Annotated in this window: 17 protein-coding genes and 1 tRNA gene; 8 read left to right on the top strand and 10 right to left on the bottom strand. The window is 67.5% G+C overall.

The features are described from left to right. The first annotated feature begins 1 nt into the window (after position 1). Together glmM and C693_RS0104500 are read left to right on the top strand one after the other, a co-directional pair. Positions 2-1,384 (top strand): phosphoglucosamine mutase, encoded by a 1,383-nt coding sequence (glmM, locus tag C693_RS0104505; protein WP_017461063.1) that lies wholly within the window; start codon positions 2-4, stop codon positions 1,382-1,384. Between the two features lie 103 nt (positions 1,385-1,487). Continuing rightward, positions 1,488-2,423 carry an isopenicillin N synthase family dioxygenase gene (locus C693_RS0104500; protein ID WP_017461062.1) on the top strand — a complete coding sequence of 312 codons (936 nt, stop codon included), beginning with the start codon at positions 1,488-1,490 and terminating at the stop codon, positions 2,421-2,423. Between the two features lie 58 nt (positions 2,424-2,481). Here C693_RS0104500 and C693_RS0104495 read toward each other — a convergent pair whose 3' ends face one another. Further along, positions 2,482-3,162: a DUF6445 family protein gene (locus C693_RS0104495; RefSeq protein WP_017461061.1), complete on the bottom strand. Its 681-nt coding sequence runs from the start codon at positions 3,160-3,162 to the stop codon at positions 2,482-2,484. 50 nt (positions 3,163-3,212) lie between these two features. Continuing rightward, a complete protein-coding gene (locus C693_RS0104490; RefSeq protein WP_017461060.1) occupies positions 3,213-4,022 on the bottom strand; it encodes an SDR family NAD(P)-dependent oxidoreductase in 810 nt (269 codons plus the stop codon). Between the two features lie 114 nt (positions 4,023-4,136). Here C693_RS0104490 and tpiA point away from each other — a divergent pair, with 114 nt between their 5' ends. The 4 genes from tpiA (at position 4,137) to C693_RS0104470 (ending at position 6,731) form a co-directional block, all read left to right on the top strand. Further along, the gene (gene tpiA / locus C693_RS0104485) at positions 4,137-4,886 is read left to right on the top strand and encodes a triose-phosphate isomerase (RefSeq protein ID WP_017461059.1); all 750 of its coding nucleotides are present in this window, start codon (positions 4,137-4,139) and stop codon (positions 4,884-4,886) included. A 23-nt stretch (positions 4,887-4,909) separates the two neighbouring features. After that, positions 4,910-5,326 (top strand): preprotein translocase subunit SecG, encoded by a 417-nt coding sequence (secG, locus tag C693_RS0104480; protein ID WP_017461058.1) that lies wholly within the window; start codon positions 4,910-4,912, stop codon positions 5,324-5,326. A 7-nt stretch (positions 5,327-5,333) separates the two neighbouring features. Continuing rightward, positions 5,334-5,418: transfer RNA gene (locus C693_RS0104475), tRNA-Leu, on the top strand. A gap of 659 nt (positions 5,419-6,077) precedes the next feature. Next, complete coding sequence (locus C693_RS0104470; RefSeq protein ID WP_026107178.1) at positions 6,078-6,731, top strand: response regulator; 654 nt, start codon at positions 6,078-6,080, stop codon at positions 6,729-6,731. An 85-nt stretch (positions 6,732-6,816) separates the two neighbouring features. Here the strand turns inward: C693_RS0104470 and C693_RS0104465 are convergent, their stop codons facing one another. Further along, positions 6,817-9,915, bottom strand: coding sequence for an Rne/Rng family ribonuclease (locus C693_RS0104465; protein ID WP_017461055.1), 3,099 nt, complete (start codon positions 9,913-9,915; stop codon positions 6,817-6,819). Positions 9,916-10,257: 342 nt separating this feature from the next. On the opposite strand from C693_RS0104465, the gene C693_RS0104460 reads away from it, so the two are divergent. Further along, positions 10,258-11,226, top strand: coding sequence for an RluA family pseudouridine synthase (locus C693_RS0104460; protein WP_083868232.1), 969 nt, complete (start codon positions 10,258-10,260; stop codon positions 11,224-11,226). Here the strand turns inward: C693_RS0104460 and C693_RS0104455 are convergent. Continuing rightward, a complete protein-coding gene (locus tag C693_RS0104455) occupies positions 11,204-12,595 on the bottom strand; it encodes a CPBP family intramembrane glutamic endopeptidase (protein WP_157798550.1) in 1,392 nt (463 codons plus the stop codon). The genes C693_RS0104460 and C693_RS0104455 overlap by 23 nt on opposite strands. A 98-nt stretch (positions 12,596-12,693) precedes the next feature. Beyond that, positions 12,694-13,035 (bottom strand): 4a-hydroxytetrahydrobiopterin dehydratase, encoded by a 342-nt coding sequence (locus tag C693_RS0104450; protein WP_017461052.1) that lies wholly within the window; start codon positions 13,033-13,035, stop codon positions 12,694-12,696. Between the two features lie 152 nt (positions 13,036-13,187). On the opposite strand from C693_RS0104450, the gene C693_RS0104445 reads away from it, so the two are divergent. Then, positions 13,188-13,796, top strand: a complete 609-nt coding sequence (locus C693_RS0104445) for an NfuA family Fe-S biogenesis protein (protein WP_017461051.1) — start codon at positions 13,188-13,190, stop codon at positions 13,794-13,796. Between the two features lie 63 nt (positions 13,797-13,859). Here C693_RS0104445 and C693_RS0104440 read toward each other — a convergent pair whose 3' ends face one another. From C693_RS0104440 to C693_RS0104420, 5 genes are all read right to left on the bottom strand, one after another. Further along, positions 13,860-14,210: a c-type cytochrome gene (locus C693_RS0104440; RefSeq protein WP_017461050.1), complete on the bottom strand. Its 351-nt coding sequence runs from the start codon at positions 14,208-14,210 to the stop codon at positions 13,860-13,862. A gap of 18 nt (positions 14,211-14,228) precedes the next feature. After that, positions 14,229-14,552 carry a c-type cytochrome gene (locus C693_RS0104435; protein WP_017461049.1) on the bottom strand — a complete coding sequence of 108 codons (324 nt, stop codon included), beginning with the start codon at positions 14,550-14,552 and terminating at the stop codon, positions 14,229-14,231. 139 nt (positions 14,553-14,691) lie between these two features. Continuing rightward, complete coding sequence (locus C693_RS0104430) at positions 14,692-15,924, bottom strand: TraB/GumN family protein (RefSeq protein WP_017461048.1); 1,233 nt, start codon at positions 15,922-15,924, stop codon at positions 14,692-14,694. 95 nt (positions 15,925-16,019) lie between these two features. Beyond that, positions 16,020-16,910: a carbon-nitrogen hydrolase gene (locus C693_RS0104425; RefSeq protein ID WP_017461047.1), complete on the bottom strand. Its 891-nt coding sequence runs from the start codon at positions 16,908-16,910 to the stop codon at positions 16,020-16,022. Between the two features lie 33 nt (positions 16,911-16,943). Continuing rightward, entirely contained in the window at positions 16,944-17,981 is a 1,038-nt protein-coding gene (locus C693_RS0104420; protein ID WP_017461046.1) for an agmatine deiminase family protein, read from the bottom strand. Between the last annotated feature and the right edge of the window lie 82 nt (positions 17,982-18,063).

The following is an 18,063-nucleotide window of genomic DNA, read 5'->3' as shown; positions in this document are numbered from 1 at the left end:
CATGACCCAGCGCAAGTACTTCGGTACCGACGGCATCCGTGGCCGGGCCGGACAGTGGCCGATCAGCGCCGACTTCATGCTGCGCCTCGGCCGCGCCGCAGGAACGGTACTCGCCGCCCGCGCCAAGCCGAGCATCCCCGGCGGACAGGTGCCGAAGCATCCGGCGGTGGTGATCGGCAAGGACACGCGCATCTCCGGCTACATGTTCGAATCCGCGCTCGAGGCGGGGCTGGTGGCCGCCGGTGTGGACGTGCGGCTGCTGGGCCCGCTGCCGACCCCGGCGGTAGCCTTCCTCACCCGCTCGCTGCGCGCCGTGGCCGGCATCGTTATCAGCGCCTCGCACAACCCGTTCGACGACAACGGCATCAAGTTCTTCTCCGCCACCGGCGAGAAGCTGCCCGACGAGGTGGAACTGGCGATCGAGGCCGAGCTGGAGCGCGAGTTCACCACCGTGCCGTCGGATCAATTGGGCAAGGCGACCCGCATCGACAACGCCGTGGCCCGCTACGCGGAATCCTGCAAGGCGACGGTGCCGGAAGAGCTCAGCCTGCACGGCATGAAGATCGTGCTCGACTGCGCGCATGGCGCGACCTACCAGGTCGCACCGAAGGTGTTCGCCGAGCTCGGTGCCGAGGTCTTCACCATCGGCGATGCCCCGGACGGCTTCAACATCAACCGTGATGTCGGTTCCACGCATCCCGGAGCGCTGCAGAAGGCGGTGGTCGAGCGGGAGGCGGATCTGGGCATCGCCTTCGACGGCGACGGCGACCGCGTGTTGATGGTGGACCGCACCGGTGCGCTCGCGGACGGCGACGACATCCTCTACGTGCTCGCCCGCGCCTGGCAGGCCAAGGGCGAGCTGAAGGGGCCGGTGGTCGGCACTCTGATGAGCAACTACGGGCTGGAGAAGGCGCTCGCCGCGATGGGTGTGCCGCTGGTGCGCGCCAACGTGGGCGATCGCTACGTGCTGCAGCAGCTGCGCGCGCACGATGGCGTGCTCGGCGGTGAAACCTCCGGCCACGTGCTGTGCCTGGACCGCGCCACCACCGGCGACGGCATCGTCGCCGCGCTCGCCGTGCTCGAGGCGCTGGCCGAGTCGGGCCAGGATCTGGTGCAGGCCCGCGCCGGGCTGGCGAAGTTGCCCCAGGTAATGCTCAACGTGCGCTTCAGCGGCAACGCCAAGGCCGTGCTGGACGATGCGGAGGTGGCGGCGGCCGTCGACGCAGCCCAGCAGCAGATGGCGGGCCGCGGCCGGGTGTTCCTGCGCGCATCGGGCACCGAGCCGGTGGTGCGCATCACCGTCGAGGGCGCCGATGCCGATGAAGTGAAGGCTTTGGCACAGAGCCTGGCAGACGTCGTAAAATCCGTCGCCGAACGCTCGTGAGCCTGCTCTAGCTGTATCCAGGTCGCCATGGAATGGCCCGACGTGCCCCGCCCGATGCGGTGGCGGATGAAATCGACCGCACGCCAACCTGGAGTCAGACAAAGTGAAGAACGTTCCCACCCTCGACATCCGCCGCTACGACACCGACCGCGACGCCTTCGTCGCCGAGCTGGGCGCCGCCTACCGTGAATTCGGCTTCTGCTGCATCAGCGGCCACGGCATCGATCCGGCACTGGTCGACGGTGCCTACGATGCCTTCAAGCGCTTCTTCGCGCTGCCGGCCGAAACCAAGATGAAGTATCACGTGCCCGGGTCCGGCGGCGCGCGCGGCTACACCCCGTTCAAGGTGGAAACGGCCAAGGACAGCAGTTACCCGGACCTCAAGGAGTTCTGGCACGTCGGGCGCGAGATTCCGCGCGATTCGAAGTTCGCCGACGTGATGCCGCCGAACCTGTGGCCGGAGGAAGTGCCTAACTTCAAGGCATACGGCTACGGCCTGTTCGAGGCGCTCGACCAGCTCGGCACCCGCGTGCTCCGCGCGCTGGCCCTGCACATCGGCCTGCCGGAGAACTACTTCGAGGACAAGACCGACCAGGGCAATTCGATCCTGCGGCCCATTCATTACCCGCCGATCACCGAGGACAACATCCCCAACGTGCGCGCCGGTGCCCACGAGGACATCAACTTCATCACCCTGCTGGTGGGGGCGAGCGCCGAAGGGCTGGAGGTGCTGACCCGCGAGGGCCAGTGGCTGCCGATCACCACCCGGGGCGACGCCATCGTGGTGAACATCGGCGACATGCTGCAGCGGCTGACCAACCACGTGTACCCGTCCACCACGCATCGGGTGGTGAACCCGCAGAACGACAACGCGCGCAAGCCGCGCTACTCGGTGCCGTTCTTCCTGCATCCGAATCCGGACGTGGTGCTCGACCCGGTGCCGCAGTGCGTGACGCCGGACAACCCGAGCCGTTACGACACCTCGATGACCTCGCACGAGTACCTGATGCAGCGCCTGCGCGAGATCAAGCTGATCTGAGCCTTCCGCTTCCGCGTGGTGCCGGCGCGACGGGGAGCACAGGCTCCCCGTTGCGCATTCAGGCCATCCAGAAAAACAGCGCGGTCATGCGCTTGGAGGCTGCGTCCTCCATGCCCCAGTAGCTGCTGGCGCTGTGGATGATGTTGGGCTTGTACAGCAGCAGGCGGTTGTAGCGGTGCGGCACGCGCACGTCCTCGACGAAGGCCGTGGGTGCGACGAAACGATTGCCCAGCGCGTCCACCAGGTTGCGGTGCGGCGGCATCACCATGTTGCCGGCCAGCTGGCCGTTGGGCATCCGCTGGCGGAAAAAGCTGGTGCCGCAGCGTTCCGGCACGTCGGGGTTGAGGTAGATCACCGCGGCGTAGCGGCACAGGTTGAGCGAATCGGTGTGCGGCTTGACCGCGCCTTCCAGCGACCCCACCACCTGCACCACGTTGTGGTTGAGCTTGAGGCCGTCCTCGGTCTGCCCCACCCACAGGCGTTTGGCGTCCGTGAGCTGGCGGACCCGCGCCTCCAGTGCCTCCAGCTCGGCCGGCAGCAGTGCTTCATTCGCGCGCATGCCCGGCCACACCTCGCCCGTGGTCGGATAGCCATACTCCCAGTCGGTCTTCGCCAGGCAGCGCTGGCGGACCTCGTCCGGGTTCGGCAGCACGTCGTCCACCACCCAGTAGTCGCGCCCTTCGGTCGGCTTCCGGTAGGGCAGCGGCTGCATCGCAGGGTACTTGGGAAACAGGGACATGCTGGGATCTCGCGATGATGGTCCAGGCTGTGCACGTTAGCGCATGGACCTCAGTCGTGCCGGTTGCGGTAGCGTGCGGATTCGCGGTGGGACAGCCACAGGGCGAGACGATCGGGCAGCAGTTCGGTGATGGTCTTGATGACGCGGTTGACGCGCCCCGGCACGTACACCACCGCGCCGCGCTCGACGGCATCGATACCCTGGCGCGCGACCTCCTCGGCGGAGAGCCACATGAAGCGGGGCATCGCATTCATCTTCTGGCGGGTACCTGTGACGTCGTGAAACTCCGACCAGGTGAAGCCTGGGCAGAGCGCGCAGACATGTACTCCGGCATCGCGGTTCTCCAGCGCCAGCGACTGCGAAAGCTTGATCAGATAGGCCTTGGAGGCGCCGTACAGCGTGTGGCCAGCCGTGCCGGGAACGAAACCGGCCAGCGAGGCCACGTTGATCACGCGCCCATGCCCCCGCGCGCGCATGCCGGGAAGCAGCCGCCAGGCCAGTTCGGTGGGTGCGGTCATCATCACCTGGACGAAGGCGGCATGCGCCTGCCAGGGGTTGTCCACCAGGGTACCGGGCAGGCCGTAGCCGGCGTTGTTGATCAGCCAGTCGACGGCATAGCCTTCCGCCTCCAATGCATTGCACAGGCGCTGCGGAGCCGATGGATCGGCGAGGTCGGCGGCAAGCATCATGGAGCGTGTGCCGTGCCGCTCCCGTAGTGCCTCGGCCAGGGCACGCAGGCGATCCTCGCGGCGGGCGACAAGCACCAGGTCATGACCACGGGCAGCCAGCGCCCGGGCAAAGGCCGCTCCGATGCCTGCGGAGGCTCCGGTGACGAGGCTGCAGGGTCGTTTGTCGGACATGACGGAGTTCCTTGCGGGCAGGCGCTCATCTTCGCGGGTGTCGGCATTGGCTGCCAGCGCAATTGTCCGAGAACCGGGCCATCGCTAAGCTCGCGCTTTTTTGCGGGATATCCCATGCGCAAGAAGCTGGTCGCAGGCAACTGGAAGATGCATGGCAGCCGTTCCATGGCGAGCTCGCTCGTCGCCGAACTGGCTGCCCATCAGACACCGGAGGTGGATGTGCTGGTGATCCCGCCGTTTCCCTATCTGCCGCTGGTCACCGATGCCTGTGCCCGGGCCGGGATCGGTCTGGGCGGACAGGATGTGAGCGAGCATGAGGGGCAGGGCGCCTACACCGGCGAAGTATCGGCGGCCATGCTCGCCGACGTTGGCGCCAACTGGGTGCTGGTCGGTCACTCGGAGCGCCGCCAGTACCACGATGAGAGCGATGCCCTGGTCGCCCGCAAATTCGCAGCCGCCCTGGGGGCCGGGCTGACGCCGATTCTCTGCGTAGGTGAATCGCTGGTCCAGCGCGAAGCAGGCGAGACCGAGCAGGTGGTGCAGCGTCAGGTCAAGGCGGTCCTCGACCTGGTAGGCATCGTACCGTTCGATACTGCGGTGATCGCCTACGAACCGGTATGGGCGATCGGCACCGGCCACACCGCCACGCCGGAGCAGGCCCAGCATGTGCACGCGCTGATTCGTAGCCAACTGTCCCGCGAGGATGCTATGATTGCGGGTCTGACTCGGCTGCTTTACGGCGGCAGCGTCAAGCCTGGAAACGCTGCGCAACTGTTCGCGCAGCCGGATGTCGACGGAGGCCTGGTAGGCGGTGCCTGCCTGCAGTCCGGCGATTTCCTCGGCATCTGCGAAGCCGCTCGTTGAGCGCAACGGAATCCAAAAAAGTCATGTTCGTCATTTTCAGCGTGTTCTACATCCTGGTGGCCGCGGCGATGATCGTGCTGATCCTCATGCAGCGCGGCGCGGGTGCCGATGCGGGCTCGGGGTTCGGTGGCGGCGCTTCGGCCACCGTGTTCGGTGCGCGTGGCTCGTCCAACTTCATGAGTCGCGCGACGGCGGTGCTGGCAGGCCTGTTTTTCCTGCTGAGCCTTGGCATGGGCATGTACCTGAGCCACAGCGGCACGCCGAAGGCATCGGACAACGATCTTGGTGTGATGGCAGGGCTTGCCAAGTCGGCTCCGGCCTCCCAAAATGCGCAGCCCGCCGCGGCGGTCAACAGCGACGTGCCGCAGGCCGCCAAGCCCGCCAGCACGAGCGACGTCCCCGCGGCAGCGCCCGCTCCGGCGGCTAGCAGCAAGAAGTAATACACCTGCCCAGGTGGCGGAATTGGTAGACGCACTACCTTGAGGTGGTAGCGCCGAGAGGCGTGGGGGTTCGAGTCCCCCCTTGGGCACCAATAACAACGGGTTTGCAGAACAGTGTCACGCCCGAATTGAAAGCCGCCGCAAGGCGGCTTTTTTGTTGGTCTCTGTTTTTGTGGTCGCAGCATGCATCTGCCGAAAGTTGTTGCTAGTCTTTTCCCGCGGCTGCACAGGGGCAGCTGTGGAGAGACACGATGCAAACGATGCATGTGGGCTCAGCGCTTTGGCGTGGGCTCCGCTTGTTTGCAGGGATGCTGGCGGGTGAAAGAGCCCGTTCGACCGCGCCTGAGGCGTTGGCGGCAAGGAGCGACCTGGTTTCCTGGTGTTCCGAGGCCCGCACGCGACGAGGGGACGAACTGGCACGTAGCCAGTCCCTCCAATCCTTTCCCGAAAGCTAGCTATCCGCCCGCCCCGGTGGCGGTGGGTGGGTCATTGTGCGACCGCCTCCACTTTTCGCCCGCCTTCCGGTGGATACCGTACGCGGTCAGTAGGCGTGCTCCTACGGCATCGACCCACACTGCAATGGCAAGCTATTTTTCGTTCGTCGGTTGCGACGAACGCCTTGATGCCGGCCCGCCTGCATCTTCGATAGCGGAACGGACGATTCCGTTGGCAAGCGGACATGCTTCGCCGGCTGCTGGCGTGCAGCGGAATTTGCGCGCAAGATGATTCAATACCCAAGGAGGGTAGCGTAGTGATCAATGTTGTCTTGGTGGATGATCACGAGCTGGTTCGCACCGGCTTCCGGATGATCCTGCAACAACAACCGGATATCCGCATTCGCGGTGAGGCGGGAAGTGCGGAGGAGGGCCTGCGCCTGATCCGTACACTGGCGCCCGATATCGCACTGGTGGATGTCCATATGCCGGGCATGAGCGGCATCGAGCTTACCGAGCGTGTGGTTCGGTCCAAGTTGCATACCCATATCGTCATCGTGACCGTGGTTGACGATGCCCGGTTCCCGAAGCGCCTGCTCGATGCCGGGGCACTCGGCTATCTCACCAAGGGGTGTACCGCCGAAGAGCTGCTGGCGGCGGTTCGCCAGGTGGCCAGCGGCCGACGCTACCTTGCGCCGGCCGTGGCGCAGCAGTTGGCGCTGGCCACGTTGGATGGCAGCGACTCTCCGTTTGACACGCTCTCCAGTCGCGAGCTCGAAGTGGCAATGATGCTGGTTCGCGGCAAGCCGCTGACGCTGATCGGCGAGCAACTCAATCTCAGCCCGAAGACAGTGTCGACCTACAAGCAGCGCCTGATGGAAAAGCTCAATGTCGACCATGTGATCAGCCTGGCCCATCTGATGGCCGTACACGGATTGATCGATACGCAGGCCCAGCACGCCAACGCCTGATCGGCGGCGAGACGTGCGCAAAACAAAAGCCGGGCATCAGCCCGGCTTTTGTTTGTCGGAGACTCCGGCTTCCGCCGGAGTCCTGTCAGCCCTGTCCGGTGCTGCCATCCGGCTTGTGATGCTCCTCGCCTTCTTTCTTCATTTCCGAAGGGGGAGTGGAGGCCTGCTCGTCCGCTTGCGATTCGAGTTCCGGTTGCTCGGCGACGGCCGGCTCGATCGCTTCCTGGTCCATGGCCGCTGACGTCACGCTGGCCTGCACCAGCAGGTCACCCTGCGCGGGAGGGGCGACGGCGGCTGCCGGCTCTGCTGCCGGGCTGGCTGCAGGTGCGGATGCCGAAGCGTCGGTATGTGCAGTCGCCACAGGCGGCACCGTCTCGCTGGGTAGTCCGGCATCTTCAGCCACGGATACCACGTCGTCCGGCCTTTCCCCGGAGTCGGCTGGCACCGCTGCCGGCGCGGGTGTCTCCATCGCGGTTGCCGGCGCTTCTGCCTCTACCGCATCGCCAGTCAAGGTGGATTCGCTTTCGGCAGGTTCGGACGACGCCGGTGGAATGGGCGGCAGGGTGGGCAGGTTGAACGACGTCACTGCTGACGGCGCCAACGTCGTCACTGGCGGAGCAGCGGCAACGGACTCGCCTTCATTCGAACTTTCCGTGCCCGTCTGGCTGGGAGCCTGCGTCACCGCGTCGGTCAACGAGCTGACGACAACTGCCGCTGCGGCCGCGGCCAGACCTGCTTCGGCCGGCCGTGCCTGCGGTGTGGCGTCCTCGGCGCCGTCGTGCCGATCGTCGCGATCTTCGTCATCCAGACCGTCGGCCTGCTGCGCAGCATCGGCCGTGGTACCGGTAGCGCTCTCGTCGTGGCGACGGCGGCGGCGCCCACCGCGGCGGCCTCGACGGCGGCGCGGGGTGCTTCCGTCGGTGGCCTCGGCGCTGCCTTCCGGGGAAGGTTGGGCCGACACGGCAACAGGATCGGCGGCAGCTGCGGCCAGCTTCTGCTGCTCCTCGACCGGGGCTTCATTCGTGGCAGGGGCCTGCAGCGGCTGTTGCCGCGCAGCGGCAGGTGCCTGACGCTCCTGGCGGCTTCCTGCTTGTTGGACGTTTGCCACCTCGGCCTTCGCGTTCGCCGCTTCGGTCCTTGGCTGCTGCTGGCGAGGCTGGGAGGCCTTGTCCTGGCGCGGGGTAGTGCCGGTGGATGCCTTCTCCTGGCGGGTCCGGCCTCCTTGATCCTGCTCGCCACCGCGCTGCCGGTTGCCCTTCTGCTGCTGGGAGCCGCCGCCGCGACCAGACGGCTGGGCCGACTCGCGGCGATTGCCCTTGTTGCCCTGCGGCGCACCGCCCTGGCCCTGCTGGGCCGGACGATTGCGCTCGTCGCGACGCTGTCCCTGGCGGCGGCTGGCAGTGCGCTCGTTGCTGTCCGGTTCCGGGGTGGCGGGCGCGTCCGCGGGGCCACGGAACCAGCCGAGCAGCCGGGACAGCAGGCCGCCGGAAGGGGCGGGCGCCGGTGCAGCCGTCTGGCGACGCGGCGCCTTGGGGGAGGCAACAGGTGCTGCAGCGACCGGGGCGGTCTCCTCCCGGACTGGAGCCGGCGTGGATGGCACCACCCCGCTGACTGCGGGCTGCTCGCTGCTGCCCAAGGCCTGGCCCATCTTCGGGATCGGCGAGGCCTCGACGGCCGTCAGGCGCTCGTAGCTGGGCTTGCTGTGCTCACCCATCTCCGCTTCCTTGATCCGCTGGATCTCGATGTGCGGGGTCTGCAGCTTGCGGTCGGCGACGATGACCACGTGCACCTTGTTGCGCAGTTCGATCTCCACGACGCTGGCGCGCTTTTCGTTGAGCAGGAAGTTGGCGACCGTCGGCGGCGCCTGCACCAGCACCTGGCCGGTGTTGTCCTTCATCGCGTGCTCTTCGATCAGGCGCAGGGTCGACAGCGAGAGCGACTCGACGCTGCGGATATGGCCGTGGCCTTCGCAGCGCGGGCAGACGATCTGGGTCGCTTCGCCCAGGCTCGGCCGCAGGCGCTGGCGCGACATCTCCAGCAGACCGAAGCGCGAGATGCGGCCGACCTGCACGCGGGCGCGATCGAGCTTCAGGGCGTCCTTCAGTTTCTCCTCGACTTCGCGCTGGTGGCGCGGGCTGTCCATGTCGATGAAGTCGATGACGATCAGGCCGCCGGCGTCGCGGATGCGCAGCTGGCGGGCGATCTCCACCGCGGCTTCGCAATTGGTGTTGAAGGCGGTTTCCTCGATGTCGCCGCCCTTGGTCGACTTGGCCGAGTTGATGTCGATCGCGGTCAGTGCCTCGGTCTGGTCGATCACGATCGAGCCACCGGAGGGCAGGCGCACCTGGCGATCGAACGCACTCTCGATCTGCGTCTCGATCTGGTAGCGCGAGAACAGCGGGGTGTCGTCCTTGTACAGCTTGAGCTTGCGCAGGGCGTTGGGCATGACCTGCTGCATGAACTCGCGCGCGTCGTTGAACAGCGATTCCTCGTCGATGAGGATCTCGCCGATATCGTTGCGCAGGTAGTCGCGCAGGGCGCGGATGAACAGCTTCGATTCCTGGTAGATCAGGAACGGCGCCTTCTGCTTGGCGGCGGCCTCGGAGATCGATCGCCACAGGGTAAGCAGGTAGTCCAGGTCCCACTGCAGCTCTTCGGCGTCGCGGCCCATGCCGGCGGTACGCACGATCAGGCCGACGTCATCCGGCACGTTGAGCAGGTCCAGCGCTTCCTTCAGCGCCTGCCGATCCTCGCCCTCGATCCGGCGCGAGACGCCGCCCGCCTTCGGGTTGTTCGGCATCAGCACCATGTAGCGGCCGGCGAGGCTGATGTAGGTGGTCAGTGCAGCGCCCTTGTTGCCGCGCTCTTCCTTCTCGACCTGGACGACCAGTTCCTGGCCTTCCTTCAGCAGCTCGCGGATGTTCGCCTTGTGCGGATCCAGGCCCGGGGTGAAGTACTCGCGGGCAATTTCCTTGATCGGCAGGAAGCCGTGGCGCTCGGCGCCATAGTCGACGAAACAGGCTTCCAGGGAGGCTTCGACGCGGGTGATGCGGCCCTTGTAGATGTTGGCCTTTTTCTGTTCGCGCGACGGGATTTCGATATCGAGGTCGTACAGGGTCTGGCCATCGACGATGGCCACACGCAACTCTTCACGCTGAGTTGCGTTGATCAACATGCGCTTCATTGTATTGTTTTCCTTGGACCTTCCGCGCGTCGCGTGCCTCGGTGGCGCCACTGGGGGCGGCCTGCCGGGGATCGCGCCGCTTGCGGGAGGGCGGCAAAAGTACGACACCATTCCGGGTGCCGGCGATGATTCCTCTAGCTGTCACGCCGCGGCTGCCTGCTCCTTCGAAGGATTCGGACAAACCGCCATCCGACCCGTTACGATGAAAGGGAGCAGCGACCGGGCGCCCGGGGAAGGCGGCCGGCGCAATCCTCGCCGACGTGACGGACGGGGCCCGCACGATCACTGGATCGGGCAGGGCGAAGCGCCGGTCGAGTATCCTATTGAAGCGGATTTTTTTCAATGCAGACGGTAACTTCCCCTGACGTACCTCACGGGGTGCGTCAAGTCGAGGTCGGCCCGGAACGGGACGGCCAACGGATCGACAACGCCTTGGCCACGATGCTGAAAGGCGTTCCGAAGAGTGTCATCTATCGCATCCTTCGCACCGGCCAGGTGCGGGTGAACGGCAAGCGCGCGAAGCCGGACACGCGGCTGGTCGCCGGTGACCTGCTGCGGATTCCGCCGGTCCGCGTCGCAGAAAAGCATGAGACGCGTGGGCCGGCCGCCGGCCAAGTCGCCGAGGCGGCGGCCGCGGTGATCTTCGAGGACAAGCATTTCCTGGTGATCGACAAGCCCTCGGGCATGGCCAGCCATGGCGGCAGCGGGGTCAGCCACGGGGCGATCGAGCTGATGCGCGCGGCCCGTCCGAACGAGCATCTGGAACTGGTCCATCGCCTCGATCGGGACACCAGTGGTGTGCTCGTGTTCGCCAAGACCCGGGCCGGGCTGACCGGCCTGCAGGCGGCGATCCGCGAAGGGCAGGTGGTCAAGCAGTACCTCTGCCTGATGGTAGGGCATCCGTCCAAGGCCAAGTTCAACGTCAACGCGCCGCTGGCCAAGTCGGTGCTCCAGGGCGGAGAGCGCATGGTAAGAGTTTCCGATAACGGCAAGCCATCGCTCACTTTTTTCCAGGAAATGGAACAGTATCCCGGTGCCCGGCTGATGCAGGCGACGCTGGGTACGGGGCGCACCCACCAGATCCGCGTGCATGCTGCGCATATCGGCCACCCGCTGGCGGGCGACCCGAAATACGGCGACAAGGAAGCCAACAAACGCTTCCGCGACCGCGGCCTGCACCGTCTGTTCCTGCACGCCTCGCACATGGGTTTCGAGCTCGACGGCCGTTCGTACGGTTTCTCCGCGCCGCTTCCAGAGGACTTGAAGTCTTTTCTGGATGTCCTTGGATCTAAAAGAAAAAGCGTGCGCTGACCTCCAGCGATCGCAGCACCGGGCCAACCAGCGTGGCGCCGACGACGAGGGCGCTGGCGGCGTGGGCGAGGGCAACCGGAAGCAGGCTGCGGGTGCGTGAGAAGCACGCGGCCCAGAACAGCTCGGCCAGCAGGCATAGCTGCATCAGCGTGCCGTTTGGCGTATGCATCAGGGCGAATAACGCGGCTACGCCCAGGACGGGCCACGGCCCGGATGGCGGGATCCGCTCCAGGCGCGGCAGGGCGAAGCCGAGCAGCAGCCACTGCTGCAGCATCGCCCAGCCAACATAGACCAGCGCGCGGCCCGGCTTTACCGGTTCGAACGGGTGACCCCAGACCAGGCCGACCGCGATCGCCACCGGTACCAGCAGCAGCGGAGCCCACCATCTTGCCGTGGTCCATGGGCCGATCCAGTTCCACCGACCTTCGGTCCGGTCCTGTCGATGGATCCAGCCGGCGAAGGCCAAGGCTCCGCCGAAGGCGCAGGTGGCCGGCCAGCCCGACCGCTCACCCCACTGCAGGCCCGCGACCAGCCACAGCGGGCCGGCGAAGGCTGCCAACAGGGCGAGTCCCGGTGCGCGCGGACGTCGCGCCAGAAGGAGCAGGACTGCGAGGTATGCCGCACAGGCCAGCCAGCCGAAGATCGCGGGCATGGACTTGCCGGGCGGGCGCGGCGGATGGTCGGTCCGCAACGCCAGCGCGCCGGCTTGCCGATGCACGGCATCGTCGCGCCAGGCCAGCAACTGTTCGGCCGACGCGTCGGCCGGAAGCCACACCCACGGCGACGGGATCGAGCCGTCCAGTGCCGCCAGTTGTTCCCTTACGCTCGCCGGCGCGGCCGGCGATGCCGTGGTTGAGGGGTGTCCGTCCGCCCGGTCGGGCGAAGCGAGGGCCACCTGCTGCAGCGTCCACGTGGTCCCGGCGGCGGCCTGGACGCGCAGGCGCAGCATGGTGGCGGCGAGAGGCAGTGGGCAGCGCTGCCCGCCTGCATCGACGGCGTCCAGTTTGCGCAGGTCGATGCGCAGCGGCGTACCGGCCGGCCAGGGCAGGGCCGGGGTGAGACAGGCCCTGCCGCGGCCGTCGGCCCAGACCACGCCTACCCGTGCCGCCGCCCGGCCCGCGGAGCGGAGGGCGAGTATCGGCCAATGGGCGAGATCCAGCCGCTGCGCGACCGGAAAGCCGAGCTCGAACGGTTCGGGGCCAGTGCTCATGATCGCCAGACCGCCGGGGGCGGGGCGAACGCGTCCGTGGCCGAAGACCCTCCCTGCTACCAGGTCGCGCGGGGCGCGCGGGGACCATTCCCAGCGCGGCTGGTCCTGCCGCAGGGCCTGCTCCACCCGGCCGGCGGCGTGCGCCAGATGGACGGCCACGAGTTCCGCGGCGAGCCAGCGAAACGCCAGCAGCGCGATGGCCGTGCATGCCAGCAGGCCGGCAGCACGCGCGAGGCGGATTCCGCCCGAGGGCACTGTCAGCGGGCGAGCAGCGCTTCGACGCGGGCGGCGCAGATGAAGTCGTTGAGCGAGAGGCCGCCGACATCGTGAGTCGACCACAGCACCTTGCAGTGGCCGTAACCGGCTTCGAGATCGGGGTGGTGGTCTTCCTGGTTGGCCATGAAGCCGACGGCATTGATGAAGCCGAGCGTGCGATGGAAGTCGTCGAAGCGGAAGTCCTTGACGATCGCCTTGCCATCGTTGGCCAGCGACCAGCCGGGCATCCCGGCAAGCAGTCCGGCGACCGTGGCCGCGTCCAGCGCATGCTCGCTGCCCCTGCGCGGGGTGCAGTGTTGCTGGGCGAGATCGTCGATGTGCATGCCTTTCTCCGGAGCCAGGGTTCGGGGATGCGAAGGGTCGGAGCTGTGCGGCGAAATGTCAAAGCGGGCGACATGCTTTCGAAACAGCACTAAAATGGTGCTGTTTTCACCCGGGCGGCTCCACGGCACCCATCCAATCGACCGGTATCCCCATGATCGACATCTCCGAGCGGGCCCAGGCCCATTTCCGCAAACTGCTCGCGCAACAGGGCGACGAGGAGCTGGGCATCCGGCTGCGGGTCACCGCCGCGGGCACTCCCGCTGCCGATTGCGAGCTCGAATTCTGCGAGCGGCGGGACCTGACCGGTCGCGAGTGGACGCTCGAGTGCGAGGGCTTTCTGTTCTACCTCGAGGGCGACAGCGTACGGTGGCTCAACGAGGCCAGCATCGATTTCGAGCCGAACCCCACCGGTGGTCAGCTCAACATCCGTGCACCGGGCATCAAGGGGCAGATCCCCGGCCAGGATGCCGGACTGGTGGAGCGCGTGCAGTACGTGCTGGAGGCGGAGATCAATCCGCGCCTGGCCTCGCACGGCGGGCGGGTCAGCCTGCGCGAGATCGATGCCGAGGGCGTGGTGGTACTGCAGTTCGGTGGCGGCTGCCACGGTTGCGGCATGGTCGACGTGACCCTGAAGCAGGGCGTGGAGAAGACCCTGCGCGAGCGGGTGCCGGAGGTGACCGCGGTGCGCGATGCCACCGATCACGCCAAGGGCAGCCAGCCCTACTACGAGGGGCGCCGCGGCGACTCCGCCATGGGGTAGGCGGCAGACAAGAAAAAAGCCCGCCGAAGCGGGCTTTTTCGTGTCCTGTGGCAACGCAGACGCTTACTTGTCGCCCTGGATGTGCCCATTCAGCGTGCTGAGCTTGGTCGGCAGGCTGGAGAAGTAGGCGGTGATGTCCTCGATATCCTGATCGGACAGCGTGGCGGCGAAGCCCTTCATGATGGGGTTGTTGCGGCCGCCGGTCTGGTATTCGTGCAGGGCCTGCTCGAGGTAGCCCTGGTACTGGCCGGCCAGGCGCGGGTACTGCGGATCGACTGCGTTGCCGTCGGCGCCGTGGCAGGCGAAGCAGGCCGCAGCCTTGGTCTTGCCGGCCTGCGGATTGCCGGCCGCCATCAGGGAGGAGGAGGCGAACGCCAGCGCGGCGAACGAGATCAGGGTGAGCGCACGGGTCATGCGGAATCCTTTGGCAGCTTACTTGGCGAGGCTGGAGAGGTAGGCGGCGATGTCCTGGATGTCCTTGTCGGACAGACTCTGCGCCTGGGCCATCATCGTCGGATGGGTGCGGCCGCCGCTCTTGTACTCGTGCAGCGCATTGATGATGTACTGCTCGTTTTGGCCGGCGATGCGCGGCACCGGGTAATCCGGGTAGGCGTTCGTGTAGCCCTCGACGCCGTGGCAGCCGTTGCAGGTGTAGACGAGCTTGCGCCCGGCAGCCTTGTCGCCTTCGGCATGTGCGCTGCCCACGGTGAACAGGGCGGCGGCCGCGGCGAGGCCGAGCAGTTGCAGTCGAGTCATTGCGTTAGATCCCCAGAGTCCGGCAAGTACGTGACACCAAAGTCACCGAAGTATAGAGGCTGCCCGAGACCAGCGACAACAATCCGCCGGCACGCGCGCGCGGCCGCGGGGGCGCCGCGCGAGGGCAGTTTCTTGCGGCTCAGAACAGGCTGCGGAAGATGTGCACGCCGGCGCTGTATTCGCCGATCAGGGTGCCGATGCTGACCAGGAAAAAGTTGAGCAGGGTGCGGGCCACGCGGTTCTTCCACCAGCCGGTCCAGTGGCCGACCTGCTCGCGCAGGGTCTCGAAGTCGCCCACCCGCGGCTTGCGCACCCAGGCTTCCGCCATCGCGCTGATGCCGCCGGCCGGCACGCCGGGGCGGAACGGCTTGATCGGGGCGGCCACGAACGCCGCCGCCACGCTCAGCGGATGCCCGCCGGCGACCAGCGCACCGAGCGCGGCGAAGCCGCCGGTGAACAGCACCCAGTGCCAGAGCGCATCGGCGCCCAGTGCCGCATTGCGGTGGAAGGCGTAGGCGATCATCGCGAACACCGCGAGTACCAGGCCGATGGCCAGCCACTTCGGCCAGCGCGCTTTGGGGGGTGTCTGGGCCAGCTCGGCAGCGGTGGCGCTCGGGTCGCTTCGATCGTCGCGCAGTTGCGCGGCCAGGCCCTTCAGGTGGCCTGCACCGATCACCACCAGTACCTTGTGCGTCGAGGGCGCGGCGAGTCCGGCTTCCTCGCGCAGACGCGCGGCCATGAAGCTGTCGCGCTCGCCGATCAGGCTGCGGTAGAGCGGCTCGGACTGGCTGGCGAATTCGCTGAAGGCGCTCTCCAGCAGGTCGCTCTGCTTGAGTTTCTCGATCTCGTGTTCGGCGATGTCCTCGCGGTCGAACACGCTGGCCAGCAGACTGCCCAACAGCCCGAAGCGCTGCCAGAAGCCGACGCTGCGCCAGGCGCGCTTGAGCGTGGTGCCGACATCGCGATCGACCAGCCACACCGGCGTGCTCCGCGCTTCGGCCCCGTCCATCGCCGCCTTCATCTCGGCGCCCGGCTGGATGCCGTACTGGTCGGCCAGTCGCTGCTGGAACGAGGAGAGCACCAGGCTGGCCGCCACCATGCCGGCCTTGCCCTGGCGGATCACCTGGAACAGGTCGGTGCGGCGGAACGCCTCCGGGTCGCGCATGCCGTGCGCGCGGCTGTCGCACAGCTCCACCGCCACGGCATCGAAGGTTTCGTGCGCGAGCATCGCCTGGACCGCGTCCACGCTGGCACGCGACACGTGAGCCGTACCGAGCAGCACGTACTCCACGCCGTCGCGCTCGACGCGCTCGATCGGCTGGTCGACCAGCGCGGCGGGAAGGGAGGACAGATCGGCGGCGTCAGCGGTCATGCGTTGGAACCGGGGCGGGGGAATGCCAAGCATGGGGACCGCGCCGGTGCCGGACAAGCGCGACCGTCGGCACGGTTCAGTCGCGGGGCGTGGATTCAGTCACGGAATCGCCTGAGCAGATCGCCGTAGGCATCGATGCGGCGGTCGCGCAGGAACGGCCAGATCCGCCGCACGTGCTCGCTGCGCGCCATGTCCACGTCGACGACCAGCAGTTCGCGCGCGTCGGTGCCGGCGCGGGCGAGGAATTCGCCCTGCGGCCCGGCCACGAAGCTGGTGCCCCAGAACTGGATGCCCGCGCCCACGCCCGACGGATCCGCCTCGTAGCCGGTGCGGTTGCACGACAGCAGCGGCAGGCCATTGGCCACCGCGTGGCCGCGCTGCACGGTGACCCACGCCTCGCGCTGGCGGTCCTTCTCGTCCTGCGCGTCGTTCGGGTCCCAGCCGATCGCGGTGGGGTAGAGCAGCAGGTCGGCGCCGGCCAGTGCCATCAGGCGCGCCGCTTCCGGATACCACTGGTCCCAGCACACCAGCACGCCGAGGCGGCCGACCGAGGTATCGATCGGCTCGAAGCCCAGGTCGCCGGGCGTGAAGTAGAACTTTTCGTAGAACGCCGGATCGTCCGGGATGTGCATCTTGCGGTACTTGCCGGCGATCGCCGCCGAGCGGTCGAACACCACCGCGGTGTTGTGGTACAGCCCGGTGGCGCGCTTCTCGAACAGCGAGGCGACCACCACCAGCTTGAGCTCCTCGGCGAGCTTGCCGATGCGCGCGGTACTGTGGCCGGGGATCGTCTCGGCCAGGTCGAATTCGTCCACCGACTCGCGCTGGCAGAAATACGGGCCGTTGTGCAGCTCCTGCAGCAGCACCAGTTCGGCGCCGGCGGCAGCCGCTTCGCGCAGGCCGGCCTCGATCGCGTCGAGGTTGGCGTCGCGGCTGCCGCGATGGGTTTCCTGCAGCAGGGCGACCTTGAGTGTCTTGCGGGTCATCTCGGGAATCCTGTGTCGTGGAACGTCGTCGGCTCAGCCGACCAGCCCGGCCGGCAACTGCATGGTGATGCAGTGCAGGCTGCCGTTCTGCCAGATCAGCGCCCGGCAGGGCACCTGCACGACCTCGCGGCCCGGGTGCGCCTCGCCGATGATCCGCGCCGCTTCGTCATCGGCCGCATCGCCATAGGCGGGCACCAGCACTGCACCGTTGACGATCAGGTAGTTCGCGTACGACGCCGCCAGGCGCCGCCCTTCGTCGATGATCGGTCGGGCCCACGGCAGTGGGTGCAGCGCGTACGGACGACCGTCGGCCGTGCGCAGCGCGGCCAGCTCGCTGCCCATCCGCTGCAGTTCATCGAAATGGGGATCGCTGGCGTCGTCGCAAGCCTGGTACACGATCCGGTCGCCGGGCGCGAAGCGCGCCAGCGTATCGATATGGGCGTCGGTATCGTCGCCTTCCAGGTAACCGTAGTCGAGCCAGAGGATGCGCGAGGCGTGCAGGCCGTCGCGCAGGATGGCGTTCATTTCCTCGCGGGACTGCTCCGGATGGCGCTGGTTGAGGCAGCGCCAGGTGGTCAGCACGGTGCCGGCGCCATCGCTTTCGATGCCGCCACCTTCCAGCGCCCAGTCGATGCGGCGGTGCGCGGCCTGGCCGAACACGCCGGCGTCGACCAGGCCGGCGATCAGTGCGTCGTCCTGCTCGGCGCCGAACTTGCCACCCCAGCCGGTGAAGCGGAAGTCGGTCAGCTGGAAGCGACCGGCGCCGTCGCGCAGGGTGATCGGGCCGGAGTCGCGCAGCCAGGTGTCGTCATACGGCAGTTCGACGAAGCGGACGCGGTCGAGACGGGCCCCCGCCTCGCGGACCAGACGTTCGGCATGGGCGCGCACGGTGGCGTCGGGCACCACGATCACCAGCGATTCGAAGCGGGTCACCGCAGCGGACAGGGCGGCATAGGTGGTCTCGACGGACGCCAGCCGGTCGGCCCAGTCGGTGCCGGCGTGCGGCCAGGCGATCAGCACCGCGGCCTGCGGTTCCCATTCGGCCGGCAGGCGCAGGGTGGAGTCGTTCATCGGGGACATTCGCTCGTCGGGGAAACACGGAACGGCGAATTGTAAGGCACCGGGCTACCCGGTGCGGCAGCCCCGGCCTGCA

Source organism: Dyella ginsengisoli LA-4 (assembly GCF_000334915.1).
Classification (GTDB): Bacteria; Pseudomonadota; Gammaproteobacteria; order Xanthomonadales; family Rhodanobacteraceae; genus Dyella_A; species Dyella_A ginsengisoli_A.
This window is presented reverse-complemented; position numbering and strand designations above follow the sequence as displayed.